Origin of the sequence: Streptomyces sp. NPDC020489 (assembly GCF_044386545.1) — a bacterium.
Lineage (GTDB): Bacteria > Actinomycetota > Actinomycetes > Streptomycetales > Streptomycetaceae > Streptomyces.
The window spans coordinates 66,163-80,349 of record NZ_JBIRUZ010000010.1 but is presented as its reverse complement, the minus strand read 5'-3'; the positions used below and the strand labels follow the sequence as shown (position 1 = coordinate 80,349).

The 14,187-nt window shown below is 72.8% G+C and carries 13 protein-coding genes; 3 read left to right on the top strand and 10 right to left on the bottom strand.

Annotation, left to right across the window (positions count from 1 at the left end):
* Positions 1–153: 153 nt before the first annotated feature.
* Both ACH41F_RS26145 and fdxA read right to left on the bottom strand, forming a co-directional pair.
* The gene (locus ACH41F_RS26145) at positions 154–1,248 is read right to left on the bottom strand and encodes a bifunctional succinyldiaminopimelate transaminase/glutamate-prephenate aminotransferase (RefSeq protein WP_391243744.1); all 1,095 of its coding nucleotides are present in this window, start codon (positions 1,246–1,248) and stop codon (positions 154–156) included.
* A 145-nt stretch (positions 1,249–1,393) separates the two neighbouring features.
* On the bottom strand, positions 1,394–1,714 hold the full coding sequence (gene fdxA / locus ACH41F_RS26140; protein ID WP_019058397.1) for a ferredoxin: 321 nt from the start codon (positions 1,712–1,714) through the stop codon (positions 1,394–1,396).
* Positions 1,715–1,854: 140 nt separating this feature from the next.
* On the opposite strand from fdxA, the gene ACH41F_RS26135 reads away from it, so the two are divergent.
* Together ACH41F_RS26135 and ACH41F_RS26130 are read left to right on the top strand one after the other, a co-directional pair.
* Complete coding sequence (locus ACH41F_RS26135) at positions 1,855–2,883, top strand: GNAT family N-acetyltransferase (RefSeq protein WP_391243742.1); 1,029 nt, start codon at positions 1,855–1,857, stop codon at positions 2,881–2,883.
* 17 nt (positions 2,884–2,900) lie between these two features.
* Positions 2,901–3,752 (top strand): tetratricopeptide repeat protein, encoded by an 852-nt coding sequence (locus ACH41F_RS26130; protein ID WP_391243739.1) that lies wholly within the window; start codon positions 2,901–2,903, stop codon positions 3,750–3,752.
* A gap of 119 nt (positions 3,753–3,871) precedes the next feature.
* Here the strand turns inward: ACH41F_RS26130 and ACH41F_RS26125 are convergent, their stop codons facing one another.
* The 8 genes from ACH41F_RS26125 to ACH41F_RS26090 all read right to left on the bottom strand — a co-directional run bounded on the left by ACH41F_RS26125 (position 3,872) and on the right by ACH41F_RS26090 (position 11,749).
* A complete protein-coding gene (locus ACH41F_RS26125) occupies positions 3,872–4,486 on the bottom strand; it encodes a response regulator (RefSeq protein WP_391243738.1) in 615 nt (204 codons plus the stop codon).
* Positions 4,483–5,673, bottom strand: coding sequence for a sensor histidine kinase (locus tag ACH41F_RS26120; RefSeq protein WP_398837907.1), 1,191 nt, complete (start codon positions 5,671–5,673; stop codon positions 4,483–4,485). Before ACH41F_RS26120 ends, ACH41F_RS26125 begins: the two co-directional genes overlap by 4 nt.
* Positions 5,674–5,678: 5 nt before the next feature.
* The gene (locus tag ACH41F_RS26115) at positions 5,679–6,419 is read right to left on the bottom strand and encodes an ABC transporter permease (protein ID WP_391243735.1); all 741 of its coding nucleotides are present in this window, start codon (positions 6,417–6,419) and stop codon (positions 5,679–5,681) included.
* On the bottom strand, positions 6,416–7,321 hold the full coding sequence (locus tag ACH41F_RS26110) for an ABC transporter ATP-binding protein (RefSeq protein ID WP_398837763.1): 906 nt from the start codon (positions 7,319–7,321) through the stop codon (positions 6,416–6,418). The genes ACH41F_RS26115 and ACH41F_RS26110 overlap by 4 nt, the downstream gene beginning before the upstream one ends.
* A 137-nt stretch (positions 7,322–7,458) precedes the next feature.
* Positions 7,459–10,017, bottom strand: a complete 2,559-nt coding sequence (locus ACH41F_RS26105) for a hypothetical protein (protein ID WP_398837762.1) — start codon at positions 10,015–10,017, stop codon at positions 7,459–7,461.
* 250 nt (positions 10,018–10,267) lie between these two features.
* Positions 10,268–10,660, bottom strand: coding sequence for a DUF6113 family protein (locus ACH41F_RS26100; protein WP_398837906.1), 393 nt, complete (start codon positions 10,658–10,660; stop codon positions 10,268–10,270).
* A 14-nt stretch (positions 10,661–10,674) separates the two neighbouring features.
* Positions 10,675–11,535 carry an N-acetyl-1-D-myo-inositol-2-amino-2-deoxy-alpha-D-glucopyranoside deacetylase gene (gene mshB / locus ACH41F_RS26095; protein WP_398837760.1) on the bottom strand — a complete coding sequence of 287 codons (861 nt, stop codon included), beginning with the start codon at positions 11,533–11,535 and terminating at the stop codon, positions 10,675–10,677.
* 19 nt (positions 11,536–11,554) lie between these two features.
* A complete protein-coding gene (locus ACH41F_RS26090) occupies positions 11,555–11,749 on the bottom strand; it encodes a hypothetical protein (protein ID WP_109496262.1) in 195 nt (64 codons plus the stop codon).
* Positions 11,750–11,925: 176 nt separating this feature from the next.
* Between ACH41F_RS26090 and ACH41F_RS26085 the strand changes: the two genes are divergently transcribed.
* Positions 11,926–14,052, top strand: coding sequence for a prolyl oligopeptidase family serine peptidase (locus ACH41F_RS26085; protein ID WP_398837758.1), 2,127 nt, complete (start codon positions 11,926–11,928; stop codon positions 14,050–14,052).
* Positions 14,053–14,187 lie beyond the last annotated feature (135 nt).

Here is a 14,187-nt window from a genome sequence, read left to right as displayed (position 1 = left end):
AGGGGGGGGGGCCCCCGGTTGCCCCCACCCAGGGGGGGGCTCCCCCGGGTGCCCGTACCTTTTATTCGCCCCCGGCGGGGCTTTTTCCCGCCCCGCCCCCCCCCGGGGCGGGGGGGCCCCCCCCCCCGGGCCCCGTCGTCGTGTCCACGGGCGTCACACGAGCCGCTCCACGGCAGCCCGCACCCGCTCGTCGGTCGCCGTGAACGCCACGCGGACGAACCGCTCGCCCGCCTCGCCGTAGAAGTCGCCCGGCGCGACCAGGATGCCCAGGTCGGCCAGGTGGGCGACGGTGTCCCAGCAGGACTCGCCGCGGGTGGCCCAGAGGTAGAGGCTGGCCTCGCTGTGCTCGATCCGGAAGCCGTGGGCCTCCAGCGCCTCGCGCAGCGCCTTGCGGCGGGCGGCGTACCGCTCGCGCTGCTCGTGCACGTGGGCGTCGTCGCCGAGGGCGGCCACCACCGCCGCCTGGGTCGGGGCGGAGGTCATCATGCCGCCGTGCTTGCGGATCTGAAGCAGCGGGCCGAGGACGGCGGGGTCGCCGGCCAGGAACGCGGCGCGGTAGCCGGCCAGGTTCGAGCGCTTGGAGAGGGAGTGAACCGATACGACCCCTTCGTACGATCCACCATTGACGGCCGGGTGCAGGACCGAGACCGGGTCCGCCTCCCAGCCCAGTTCCAGGTAGCACTCGTCGGAGAAGAGGAGCACGTCATGGTCGCGAGCCCAGGCCACGATCCGGGTGAGCTCGTCCTGCGACAGGACCTTTCCCGTCGGATTCGACGGGGAGTTCAGCCAGAGCAGCTTCAGGCCCTCGGGGTCCAGCTCCGTCGGGTCGTCGTAGACCTCGTGCTCGGCGCGCGCCAGGCGGGCGCCGACCTCGTACGTCGGGTAGGCCAGGCGTGGGTACGCGACCCGGTCGCCGGGACCGAGGCCCAGCTGGGTGGGGAGCCAGGCGACCAGTTCCTTGGAGCCGACGATCGGCAGCACATGCTGGTGCGTGACCCCGCGGGCGCCCAGCCGGCGCTCCAGCCAGCCCGTGATCGCGTCGCGCAGTGCCGGGGTGCCCCAGACCGTCGGGTAGCCCGGGGAGTCCGCCGCGTCGACGAGCGCCTTCTGGATCAGGTCCGGAACCGGGTCGACGGGGGTGCCGACGGACAGGTCGACGATGCCACCGGGGTGCGCGGCGGCCGTCTTCTTGTACGGCTCCAGCTTGTCCCAGGGAAAGGTGGGGAGACGGTCGGAGACTGCGGACACGGTGTCTGGCTCACTTTCTCGACGGCACGCGTGCGGCACGCGTACGGGCGCTGGTACGGCGCTGTACGGCAAACGCCTCGGCCCCGTACGGCGATCAGGGCGATCGAGCCGTACGGGACCGAGGCGGCGCTGGCGTGGGCCGCTTCTACTGGTTCTGCGGCGGCAGCGCGGCGACGAACGGGTGGTCGCGCTCGATCAGGCCCAGCTTGCTGGCACCACCGGGAGAGCCGAGCTCGTCGAAGAACTCGACGTTCGCCTTGTAGTAGTCCTTCCACTCCTCGGGAGTGTCGTCCTCGTAGAAGATCGCCTCGACCGGGCAGACCGGCTCACAGGCACCACAGTCGACGCATTCGTCCGGGTGGATGTACAAGGACCGGGAGCCCTCGTAGATGCAGTCGACCGGGCACTCCTCGATGCACGCCTTGTCCTTGACGTCGACACAAGGCTGCGCGATGACGTAGGTCACGCTGTCGTTCCTCCTCGATAGGGCGCTGGCGGGCCTCCGTAGGCTCCGCCGCCTGGCGCGCGGGAGCGCGGCGTCGTCGATGCCCGCCCCTAGTATCTCCGTTCTTGGGCATGATCCGAACAGGAGGGGTGAACTGACCTGTGGAAATCTCTGCGACGGGGCGCCTTGAGGTCCGTATCACCACTGCTGACGTGGGTAAACGAGTGTCGGTACGCCGCTTGAACGATCCTGCGGTTCCGGGTGAGAAGTTCACCGACACGGTGGGTGTTCTCGCATCATGGGACGACGGTGTGCTGCTGATCACACGCAAGAGTGGCGAGACCGTCCACATCGCGGAATCCTCGCTGGTCGCGGGCAAGGTGGTGCCCAGCGCCCCGGCCCGCCGCCGGGGCCCCTCCGCCTCCTACGAGGAACTGTCCCGGATCGCCACCCGCGCGTGGCGGCCGGTGGAGAGCGAGCGGCTCGGGGACTGGGAGCTGCGGGCCGCCTCGGGCTTCACCCGCCGGGCCAACTCGGTGCTCCCGCTCGGCGACCCGGGCCTCCCCCTGGACGGGGCCCTGGAGGCCGTACGGCGCTGGTACGGCGCCCGCGGGCTGCCCGCGTACGTCCAGACCGCCACCGGCGCCGAGGGCACGCAGGAGCTGCTGTGCGCGCAGTTGGAGGAGCGGGGGTGGGTGCGCGAGGTGACCGCCGAGCTGTGGATCGGCGCGCTGGCCCCGGTCGCCGACCGGACCGGGGGCGAGGGGGTCACGCTGTCCCGGGCGGCGGACGAGGCATGGCTCGCGCGGTACCAGCGCAAGGGGGTGAGCGAGGTGGCCCTGAAGGTGCTGGGGAGCGGCCCCTCGGTGTGGTTCGCGACGGTGCCGGGTGACTCCGCGGGGGCCGCGCCGGCCGCCATCGGGCGGTGTGTCGTGGACGGCCGGTGGGCCGGGTTCGCCGCGGTCGAGGTGGACCCCGCACAGCGGCGGCGGGGCCTGGCCACCACGGTGATGGCCGCGCTGGCCCGGCGGGCGCTCGACGAGGGCGCGTCGGCCGCGTGGCTCCAGGTCGAGGACGACAACGCGGGCGCGCGGGCGCTGTACGCCGGGATGGGCTTCACGGCGCACCACGCGTACCACCACTACCGACAGCCGACCGGCCTCGACGACGAGCGGTACCGATCGTCGTGACCGGGCACGACCCAGCTATGCACCCCCTCTACCCCCCGCCCCCGGAACGCTCCGCGGAACTGCGCCGCCGGTTCGCCGAGGAGGCCCGGTCCGAGCGGCCCGACCTGTCCCTGCTCTGCCTCCTCGTGGGCGCGCAGGCGGACGGCACGCTGGACGAGGCGGGCATGGACGCGGCACAGATCGCACTGGACGACCTCGCCGGACAGCTGCCGTTCCGGCCGGGCGGACCGCGCTCCTGGGCGGTGTCGCTGCGCGAGCTGCTCGGCGAGCGGTGCGGGTTCCGCGGCTCGGCCGCGGACTATCAGCGGCTCGAGTCGTCGTTGCTGCACTCGGTGCTCCGGCGGCGGCGGGGCCTGCCGATCCTGCTGTCGGTGGTGTGGATGGAGGTGGCCCGACGAGCTGGGGCCCATGTGTACGGGGTCGCGCTGCCGGGACACTTCGTCGTCGGGTTCGGAGCGGAGGCGGAGCAGGTGCTCGCCGATCCGTTCGACGGGGGGCGGGTGTTGACCGGCTCGGACGCGGAGCTGCTGGTGGCGGGGGCGACGGGGGCGTCGCTGGATCCGTCGATGCTGACGCCCGCGGATCCCTTGGACGTGGTGCTGCGGATCCTCAACAACGTCCGGGCGTGGGCGACGGCCCGGCCGGAGCGGTCGGACGTGGCGCTGTGGGCGGTGGAGTTGTCACTGCTGCTGCCCTCGCATCCCGCCCGGTTGCGGTACGAGCGGGCGCAGCTGCTGGTACAGCGCGGCGACTTCCTGGGCGGAGCCCGGGAGTTGGACGCGTACGCGGACGTGGTGAGGACCGTGGACGAGACCGCCGCGGCACGAGTCCGGGGCCAGGCTCATGCGGCACGGGCGATGTTGAACTGAGGGGGGCGGGACGGGGGGGGTCGGGGGCGTGCATCGCCGCCGGGTGCGGAGTCGAGTCCCGCCGGGCGCGCAATCTCCTGGGCCCCACCGGGCGCGCGCCCCCCCCTCCCAGCCCCGCCTCACAACCAGCCCTTCTCTCTGGCCAGGCGGGCTGCCTCCGCTCTGTTTCGTGCCGCCAGCTTCTGGATGGCTGTCGAGAGGTAGTTGCGGACCGTGCCCTGGGAGAGGTGGAGCTTGGTTGCCAGCTCCGCGTTCGTGGAGCCGTCCTCCGCCGCGCGCAGCACCTCGCGTTCCCGGTCGGTCAGCGGGTTCGCGCCCTCCGCCAGGGCCGCCGCCGCCAGCGTGGGGTCGATGACCCGCTCCCCCGCGAGCACCTTGCGTACCGCTTGGGCCAGTTGGGCCGCCGGGGCGTCCTTGACCAGGAAGGCGTCGGCGCCGGCCTCCATCGCGCTGCGGAGATAGCCGGGGCGGCCGAAGGTGGTGAGGACGACCAGCTTGACCGCCGGGAGTTCCTTGTGGACCTGGGCCGCCGCCTCGATGCCCGTGGCGCCCGGCATCTCGATGTCCAGGAGCGCCACGTCGACGTCGTGGGCACGCGCGGCGGCGAGGACCTCGTCGCCGCGGGCCACCTGGGCGACGACCTCGATGTCGTCCTCCAGACCGAGGAGGGCGGCCAGGGCCTCGCGGACCATCGACTGGTCCTCGGCGAGGAGGACCTTGATCGTAGGGCTCATGCGCCGGATCCTACGGGCGCCGACGTGGCGGCGGGGACCCGGGCGACCAGCCGGAACCCGTGCCGGGTACGGCCCGCCTCCAGGGTGCCGCCCGCCTTGTCCAGGCGTTCGGTCAGGCCCGTCAGACCGTTGCCGGGGCCCGCGCCGGAGCCGCCCGAGCCGTTGTCCTCGACGGACAGCTCCCACACCGGGCCGTCGAGGGTCTGCCGCCGCAGCACCTCGATGGTGCAGTGACTGGCGCCGCTGTGCCGTACGACGTTGGTGACCGCCTCGCGCAGCGCCCAGGCGAGGGCGCTCTCGCCCTCCTCGGCGAGGCCGTCGAGGTCGGGTTCGGCGGGCAGCTCGGCGATGACGTCGGCGGCGTTCAACGCGACCTGCGCGCCCGCCAGTTCGGCGGAGAGCCGGGTGCGGCGGTAGCCGGAGACGGCCGCGCGGACGTCGACGAGGGCCTGGCGGCTGACCTGTTCGATGTCGGCGACCTGCCGGGCCGCCTTGTCGGGGTGGTCGGGGAGCATCCGGCCGGCGAGTTCGCTCTTGAGGGTGATCAGCGACAGCGAGTGGCCCAGGAGGTCGTGCAGGTCCCGGGCCAGGCGCAACCGTTCCTCGTTGGCGGCCAGTTGGGCGACCGTCGCGCGCGCCCTGCGCAACTCGACGGTCGTGCGCACCAGTTGCTTGACGCCCATCATCGCGAAGCCCAGCAGCAGCACCACCAGGACCAGGCTCCAGTCGTCCGACCCGACGTACAGGCCGACCAGGAGCATCGCGAGCGTGTTGGCGCCGACCGCCCAGTACGCGGCCCGCTGCGGCAGCGTGGCCCCGCAGGTGACGGAGACGTACACGAACAGGCCGATCCACGCGCCGCCGAGGGTGACGCACAAGACCACGGCGAGGGTGCCCAGCAGGCCCACGAGGGCGCCCACGGCCGGGCCGGAGAAGGGCCGGCCCATGTTCCGGAAGACCAGGGTCAGGTAGACGCCGGTGAAGGCGGCCAGGGCGAGCCAGCCCGCCACGGTCGCGGGCGTCGAGTGGGCGCCGGAGTCCAGGTCACGCACCGGCGAGCCGAGGAAGATCAGCCAGGGCAGGATCCACACGAGCTTGCGCGTCGCCTCGGCCCGGTCGCGGGGCGGCCGGCCCACACGGATCGCGTGCTCCGGCCGGGCGTCCGGCGGCAGTTGGTCGTCGGTCATGGCACTCACGCCTTCAGCGTGTCCTTCCGGTACAGCCAGGCCGCGCCGCCGGTGAACAGGACGAAGTAGACGGCGAGGACGGCGATGTCCTTGGCGTGGGGGGCCTGGCTCTGCTCGATCGCCTGCCCGAGGGCAGCGTACGCGTGCGTGGGCACCCACTCGGCGATGTCCTGGAGCCAGGTCGGGAAGGACGTCGTCGGCATCCACAGACCGCCGAGGATGGACAACCCGAAGTAGGTGATCATCGTGATCGGACGGACCGCGTCCCCGGTCGCGAGGTACCCGAGGGCCACGCCGAGCGCGGCGAAGACCAGGCTGCCGGCCCAGATCGCGCCGGTCAGGGCGAGCCACTGCCAGCCGTCCAGCCGTACGTCCTTCACGACCGCGGCGACGGCGAACACCACGACGATGGACGGCAGGCTGACGACCGCGGCGCTCGCGGTCTTCGCGAGGACATAGCCGCGGCCCGGCAGCGGGGTCAGCCGCAGCTGCCGCACCCAGCCGCCCTCCCGCTCCTTGGCGATGCGCTCGCTGTTGCCCATCAGGACGGCCGTCAGAGCGCCGAAGGAGGCCATGGAGACCATCATGTAGGTCGGCAGGGTCAGGCCCGTCCCGTCGACCTTCGACGTGCTGTCGGCGCTGCCGCCGATGAGCAGGAACAGGATCGAGGGGTAGACCACCGAGAAGAACAGGAACTTGCGGTTGCGCAGGGCGCGGGCCAGCTCCAGCCTGATCAGACTGTTCATGACGTACGGGCCTCCTCGGCCTCGGTGATGGCGACGAAGGCCTGCTCCAGGCCGAGCCCGGCGACCTCGACGTTGCGGGGGTAGACGCCGAGGCCGTAGAGGGCGTGGACGGTGGCGTCGGCGTCGGTGGACTGGATGCGGACGGTGGGGCCCGAGACGGTGAGGGTGGTCAGGAACGGGAGGCCGCGCAGGGCGGTCTCGTCGACCGGGGCCTCCAGGTCGAAGGAGATCCGCCGGACGCCCGCCTTCGCCTTGATCTCGGCCGCGGTGCCGTCCGCGAGGAGCCGGCCGCGGTGCAGGACCAGCACGCGGTCGGCGATCGCGTCGGCCTCCTCCAGGTAGTGGGTGGCGAACAGGACCGCCCGCCCCTGGTCGGCCTGCTCGCGCATGGTGGCCCAGAAGCCCTGGCGGGTGGTGACGTCCATGCCGGTGGTGGGCTCGTCGAGGACGATCAGGTCGCTGTCGCCGGCGGTCGCGAGGGCGAAGCGGACGCGCTGGGCCTGTCCGCCGGAGAGCTTGTTGACCTTGCGGTCGGCGAGCTGGGATATCCCGGCGCGGGCGAGCACGTCGTTCGGCCGGTACGGCCTCGGGTGCAGATCGCAGGCCAGCCGCACCAGCTCGCCGACCGTCACCTCGTCCATCAGCCCGCCACTCTGCAGCATCGCGCCGACCCGCCCGGCGACGATCGCCTCACGCGGTCCGCCACCGAAGAGCCGCACGCTGCCGCTGTCGGGGGTCTTGAGCCCGAGCAGCAGATCGAGCGTGGTCGACTTGCCGGCGCCGTTGGGGCCCAGCAGAGCCACGGTCTGCCCCGGGTACAGCGCCAGGGTCAGCCCGTCCACGGCCCTGACCTCGCCGTACGCCTTGCTCACCTGGTCGAATTCGACCGCTGTCGTTGTCATGTGATCCAGAGTGGCGCTCCGGACCCCTCGCCCGTCAGTGTCGGCGATCCTGACTGCCGGATGACAGATGTCATACGGCGTCCACGACGAAGGGGCACCCGGCGCGTGCCGGGTGCCCCTGGTCGGTGCGAGGCCTGCTAGCTCGGGTTGGTGTCGATCGCCCCGGTGCGCTCCGCCGTCGTCTTGCCGACCAGCACCTTGCGCAGCACGGAGACGACGTCCTGCGGCAGGACGCCCCGCTCCCCGGTCGCCGTCTTGACCTTCACGCCGTCGAAGACGGTGCCGTACGCCTCCTTCAGCGCCTCCAGGTCGTACGTCTCGACGAGCTTGCCGTCGACAGCCTTGACCCCGAGGATCTTCGGCAGGGACACCGCGCCGAACTGGATCGGCGTCGAACCGCCCGTGATGGTGACGACCGCGGACATCGCGGGCTCCGCGAACTCCTTCATCATGCGGTCGACCTCGGCGTTCGTGATCGACGGCTGCTGAGTGGTCGTCGCGACCGCCACCGCGCCGACGCTGCCGGTCTCCACCTGGGTGCGGTACGCCTCCTCCACCGCGGTGGTCGACCTGGCGACGTCGATGCCCTTGCCCGCCTTGCCGTACACGGCGACCGCCTTGCCGGCGGAGGTGAACTTGATCGTGCCCTCGGTCACCGAGCCGGCGCCGCCGGCCGCGTCCTTCAGGGCCGCGGTCAGCTTCTCCTCGTCGACCGGCATCTCCGGCTCCACGACCCGGTGGTTGCCGAAGAGGGAGCCGATGACGGAGACCGGGTTGTAGTCGCTCTTGGCGGCCGCGGCGACCGTGGCCGCCTCGTCGAACTGGAGTCCCGCCTGGTCCGGCTTGAGCGCGACGGTCTTGCCGCCGACGGAGAGCTTCAGCGGCTTGTTCACGCTGTCACCGAAGGCCTCGTCGAGCTTCTTGACGGCGTCGTCACGGGTGCCGCCGCCGATGTCGACGCCGAGCACCGTGGTGCCCTTGGGCACGTCGGAGTGGTTCATCAGCAGCCCGGCGCCGTAGGCACCCGCCGCGATGAAGACGAGTCCGCCGCCGATCAGGGCGAGCTTGTTGCGGCCCTTCTTCTTGGGCTTCTTGGAGGAGGCCGGCACGTTCGGCGCGACCGGCTCGGGGAGCTTGGGCGCGGTGTGCTGCATCGGCCCGTCGGACGGGCCGCCCGGCCCGAACGGGGCGTTCTGCCCCGAGGACGGCACGACCGGGATGCCGCTGGTGACGGTGTGCCCGGAGACGTTGTCCGGCGGGGCGCCGGGGGTGCCGTAGCCGGGGGTGCCCGGTTCGGGGGCCGGCTTCTGCGGGGTGAGGATCGCGGTGTCGTCGCTCAGACCGCCGCCGGGGTGACCGGGGGCGCCGGGGACGCCCTGGGGTCCGGCACCGGGGCCGCCGGGGAGGCCGGTCATCCCGGGGGCGGAGGCGTGGGGGCCTGCGGGGCCGCCGGGACCTGCGGGTCCCCCATGCGCACCGGGTCCGCCATGTGCGCCGGGACCGCCCGGGCCGCCGTAACCGCCCGGACCGCCGGGACCGCCCGGACCGCCCGGACCGCCGGGACCACCGAAGCCGCTCGGGGCCCCCGGACCACCGGGAGCGCCCGTGACACCGGGTCCGCCAGGCCCGCGGTGACCGCCGGGAGGCCCGGCCTGGCCGCCGCCGAGCGGTGGGATCGCCGGGCCGTCGCCGGTGACCGGGCCACCGGTCGGACCCGCGGGGCCCTGCGGGCCGGGGCCGCCGGGACCGGTCGGGCCTCCGAAGTCGTTCGGCCCGCTGAAGTCGTGGGAGGCGTCGAAGCGGTGCGAGCCCGTCGAGCTGTTGAAGTCGTTCAGGTCGTCGAGGCGGTGGGACCCGGTCGAGTCGTTGAAGTCGTTCAGGTCGTCCAGGCGGTGAGAGCCGGTCGAGCCGTTGAAGTCGTTCGAGGCGTCGTAGCCGTTCGAAGGGTCGTAGCCGCCCGCACCACCGTAACCACCCTGCCCCGCCTGCCCGTTCTGACCACCCGGCCCGGCCTGCCCGTTCTGACCGCCCGGCCCGGTCTGCCCGTGCTGGCCGGTCGGTGCCCCGCCGCCGTTCTCCACGAAGTACGGAAGGTCGTCGCGTCGGGGCTCGGCGCCGGGGCGGGTGCCGTTGCCCAGCGCCTCGGTCACGTCGAAGGAGCCCGTGCCGCCGCCGTGTCCGGGGGCCACCGGACCACCGGTCGCGCCCGGAAGGCCCGCGCCGTTGCCGCCGGGACGCGAGGAGCCGCCCGGCACACCCATGGAACCGACCACACCGCCGGGACGCCCCGCGCCGGAGCCCGGAGCAGGGGCGGCACCGGGACGCGGAGCGCCGGGAGCCGCGCCCGAACCCCCGGGGATCCCGGCCCCGTTGGACGCGCCGGCCCCTGATCCGCCCTTGGCCGGGCCGGACTTGCGCGGCGCGAACCAGTTGCTCGCCTTCTCCTCACCGGCCGGAGCGGGCTCGGCGGGAGTCTCGGCGGTGCCGGCGGAGGTGGCCGCACCCGGCGCAGGCGTCTCGGCCTCGGGCTCGCCGGCGGCGTCGGTGTCCCCGACGGGCGTGCGCACGACGACCGGCGGGATGGGCCGCGACCCGGGGATGTTGATCCGGATCCGGGTCGTCAGCGTGGTCTCGGTCTTGCGGTCCTCGGACTGCGCGCCCGAACGGCCCGCGTCCGCAGCGTCGCCGGGAGCCATGGGGGTCCCGTAGGGCGGCGTGCCCGAGGGGTAGGCGGCTCCACCGCGCCCGTTGGGCCCGGAGGACGGACTGTCAGTTTCACGACTCAAGGCAGGTTCTCCCGGTTGGCTCCACCGCCCGTGTCGACCTCAACTGCGCGGGCGGCTCGGCGGCGCGCACCACCATACTGGCCACTTCTGGCGCGTATCCCACGACCGCTGGGGAAACCCACACCGGACTCGCACGTCCCCATCGCGGCGAAGTAGTACGTCACTTGCCAAGTCGGACGGCGTCGCCGCCCGGTTGCCGTCCCTGCCCAAGCGTGGCGCAGATCACAGCCGTAGCCATGCCTCCGAGCAGGAAGAGATAGGAGCCGGTTCCCGCGCCGAAGAGGAAGTCGCCCTCCGGACGGCTGGTGGTGAGGAGGATGACGGCGAGCATCCAGCCGGCGGCGGGCGCGACGGCCCCGCTGCGGGCGCCGGCGGCACGGGCGCCGCCCAGACAGAGTCCGGCCTCGGCGGCGAGCGCGAGGAGCAGGCCCCCGGGGAACCAGCCGCCCTGCACCAGTGCCCCGGCCGCGCCGACGACCGCGCCGAGCACGAACAGACCGACGAAGATCAGCGCCCGCCCGGCGGACGGGGCCCGCAGGGGCTGGGCGAGCATCGGGCCGCGCTCGTTCACGACGTCTCCCCCACCCCGGCGAACAGATCGGTCTCCCTGCCCGGCGCACCCCGCTCGCCGCGCACCAACTCGTAGTACTCGTTGACGAAGAGGGGCTGCGCGAGTTGGTTGGACAGCGCGAAGTAGGGCTCGGCGACCGTGATCTGGGTGGCGTGCGCGCGCATCGCGGCGGCCTTGGCACCGGCGTACGCGGTGCCGTCGATCTCGGTGGTGATCCGCTCGTCGGCCACGACCCCGGGGACGTCGTCGAGGACGCCCGACCGGTCGAAGGGCAGGCCCGGCAGGGCACCGGCCAGCCGCTCGAAGGCCTGTTCGCCGACCGTGCGCGGGACGCGGTTCCAGTAGATCTTGGGGATCGTCCAGCCCGCCTCGGCGGCCAGGTCGGCGGCGCGCATGGCGACGCGGTGGGCCTGGATGTGGTCGGGGTGGCCGTAGCCGCCGTTGTCGTCGTAGGTGACGAGGACGTGCGGGCGCACCTCGGTGATGACCTCGACGAGATGGGCGGCGGCCTCGTCGACGTCCGCCTGCCAGAAGCAGGCGGGGTCGTCGTTGTCGGCCAGCCCCATCATCCCGGAGTCCTGGTAGCGGCCAGCGCCGCCCAGCAGACGGAAGTCCTCGACGCCGAGCGCGCGCATGGCGGCGGTGAGCTCGCTGCGCCGGTACACGCCGAGGGCGGCGCCGGTCAGGTGCTGGAGCTCGGCCGGGATGACCTCGCCGCGCTCACCGAGCGTGCAGGTGACCAGGGTCACCCGGGCACCCTCGGCCGCGTAGCGAGCCATGGTCGCGCCGTTGTTGATCGACTCGTCGTCCGGGTGCGCGTGCACCAGCAGCAGACGCCGGGCGGGTGGTTCCGTCATGGGGACCACCCTAAAGGCGTCAGAACTTGATGCTGCCGATCATCCCCGCGATGTTCGTCGTCAGCTCGCTGATCGTCGGTGCCATGGTGGACGAGGCCAGGTAGAAGCCGAGCAGCATGCAGACGATCGCGTGACCCGCCTTCAACCCTGACTTCTTGATCAGCAGGAAGACGATGATCGCCAGCAGCACCACCGCCGAAATCGAGAGTGCCACGGCGGTTCACCTCCAAAGATCCCAAGAGCGCGGGGTCGGACCAAGGGGCAGATAAATCCATACGGGTGCCAGCAGGTTCATACCCACTATGCGCTAGTGATCATAACTATCCGTGCGCGCGCATCGGTCGGCGCACGGCCGCACAAGGGGGCGCATGGCCAAACTAAGGTCGGACCATGACGACGACGTCCGACTCCTTCCCCCGCCGGCACGCCCGGACCCAGCGGTTCACGCTCGGCGCGCCGCGTGCGTTCACGGTGGCCCCCGACGGTTCCCGTGTCGTGTTCCTGCGCTCGTCCTCCGGTACGGACCGGGCGAGTTCGCTGTGGGTGCTCGATCCCGCGGACGGCGGGGAGCGCGTGGCGGCCGACCCGCGCGCCCTGCTGGGCGGTGCCTCGGAGGACCTCTCCCCCGAGGAGCGGGCGCGGCGCGAGCGCAGCCGTGAGGGCGGCGCGGGCATCGTCGGCTACGCCACCGACGCGGCGGTGGAGTTGGCCTCTTTCGCCTTGTCAGGGCGGCTTTTCGCGGCGGAGCTGCGGGCCGGGACGGCACGTGAACTCCGGGTCCCGGGACCGGTGATCGACCCTCGCCCCTCCCCCGACGGCCGGTTCGTCGCCTACGTCGCCCAGGGCGCCCTGCGGGTCACGGGCGCCGAGGGCGAGGGCGACCGGCCTCTGGCCGAACCGGAGCCCGCGGCGGGGGCGGGCCGGGTCACCTACGGGCTCGCGGAGTTCATCGCGGCCGAGGAGATGGGGCGGTCGCGGGGGTTCTGGTGGTCGCCTGAGTCGGATCGGCTGCTGGTCGCGCGGGTGGACGACACGCCGGTGCAGCGCTGGTGGATCTCCGACCCGGCCCGACCCGAACGTGATCCACAGCACGTCGCGTACCCGGTCGCGGGCACGCCGAACGCTGAGGTGCGGCTGTTCGTGATCGGGCTGGACGGGACGCGCACAGAGGTCGCGTGGGACCGCTCGCGCTACCCGTATCTGGCGCATGTGCACTGGTCAGCCGCGGGCGCCCCGCTGCTGCTGGTGCAGGCCCGGGACCAGCGCAGCCAGCTGTTCCTGGCCGTGGACCCGGGGTCGGGGACGACCCGGATGGTGCACGCCGACGAAGATCCAACTTGGCTTGATCTTTTCCCGGGAGTGCCCTGCTGGAGCCCTTCCGGGCGGCTGGTCCGGATCGCCGACGAGGGCGGCGCGCGGGTGCTGGCCGTGGGCGAACGCCCTTTGACGGGGCCGCAGTTGCACGTCCGTGCCGTGCTGGACGTCTCCGACGACGACGTGCTGATCTCGGCGTCGGCCGGGGAGCACGCGGCGGCGCCGGAGACCGGCGAGGTGCACGTGTACCGGGTGAACGAGCTCGGCATGGAGCGCCTCTCGCCGGAACCGGGCGTGCACTCGGCGGTGCGCGCCGGGGCTGTCACGGTCCTGGTGTCGGCGACGCCGGACCGGCCCGGGAGCCGGGTGCGGGTGCTGCGGGACGGGAAGCAGACGGCGACTGTCACCTCGTATGCCGAAGATCCCGGTATGTCCCCGCGCGTGACGCTCACCGAGGGGGGCGCACGACGGATCCCGTGCGCCGTGCTGTTGCCTCGGAACCACCAAGGGGATGAGCCACTTCCGGTTTTGCTCGACCCCTACGGGGGGCCGCACGGACCGCGCGTCCTGGCCGCCCACAACGCGCACCTCACCTCGCAGTGGTTCGCCGACCAGGGGTTCGCGGTGGTCGTCGCCGACGGACGCGGCACGCCCGGCCGCTCGCCGGCCTGGGAGAAGGCGATCCACCAGGACCTGACGGTGTCCCTGGACGACCAGGTCGAGGCGCTCCAGGACCTGGCGAGGTCCCACCCGCTGGACCTCTCCCGGGTGGCCATCCGGGGCTGGTCGTACGGCGGCTGGCTGGCGGGGCTCGCCGTGCTGCGGCGCCCGGACGTCTTCCACGCGGGGATCGCGGGGGCGCCGGTGACGGACTGGCGGCTGTACGACACGCACTACACGGAGCGGTACCTGGGTGATCCGGCGGCGTCACCGGAGGCGTACGCCAAGAGCTCGCTGCTCACCGACGAGGGGCTCTCCTCGCCCGCCGAGCCGCACCGGCCCCTGATGATCGTCCACGGCCTCGCGGACGACAACGTGGTCGTCGCCCACGCCCTGCGGCTGTCCTCGGCCCTGCTCTCCGCCGGCCGCCCGCACGAGGTGCTGCCGCTGTCGGGCGTGACTCACATGACCCCGCAGGAACAGGTCGCCGAGAACCTGCTCCTCCTCCAGGTCGACTTCCTCAAGCGCGCGCTGGGCCTGTAGAGACGGCAACGGACCGGGGTGACATGGCGCACCCCGGTCCGCTTACGGCACCCGCACGGCCGTACGCTGACCAGCCTGACGCGTCCGTATATCGGGACCGGGTCAGTCAAGTTGCCTGCGTGTTAACGCGATTGG

What these genes read in the sequence shown, in the direction of transcription:
- ACH41F_RS26130 (WP_391243739.1), top strand. Translation starts at nt 2,901, where the DNA reads ATGCACCCCCTCTACCCCCCGCCCCCGGAACGCTCCGCGGAACTGCGC.
- ACH41F_RS26125 (WP_391243738.1), bottom strand. Translation starts at nt 4,486, where the DNA reads ATGAGCCCTACGATCAAGGTCCTCCTCGCCGAGGACCAGTCGATGGTC.
- ACH41F_RS26120 (WP_398837907.1), bottom strand. Translation starts at nt 5,673, where the DNA reads ATGACCGACGACCAACTGCCGCCGGACGCCCGGCCGGAGCACGCGATC.
- ACH41F_RS26115 (WP_391243735.1), bottom strand. Translation starts at nt 6,419, where the DNA reads ATGAACAGTCTGATCAGGCTGGAGCTGGCCCGCGCCCTGCGCAACCGC.
- ACH41F_RS26110 (WP_398837763.1), bottom strand. Translation starts at nt 7,321, where the DNA reads ATGACAACGACAGCGGTCGAATTCGACCAGGTGAGCAAGGCGTACGGC.
- ACH41F_RS26105 (WP_398837762.1), bottom strand. Translation starts at nt 10,017, where the DNA reads ATGGCTCCCGGCGACGCTGCGGACGCGGGCCGTTCGGGCGCGCAGTCC.
- ACH41F_RS26100 (WP_398837906.1), bottom strand. Translation starts at nt 10,660, where the DNA reads ATGCTCGCCCAGCCCCTGCGGGCCCCGTCCGCCGGGCGGGCGCTGATC.
- mshB (WP_398837760.1), bottom strand. Translation starts at nt 11,535, where the DNA reads ATGACGGAACCACCCGCCCGGCGTCTGCTGCTGGTGCACGCGCACCCG.
- ACH41F_RS26085 (WP_398837758.1), top strand. Translation starts at nt 11,926, where the DNA reads ATGACGACGACGTCCGACTCCTTCCCCCGCCGGCACGCCCGGACCCAG.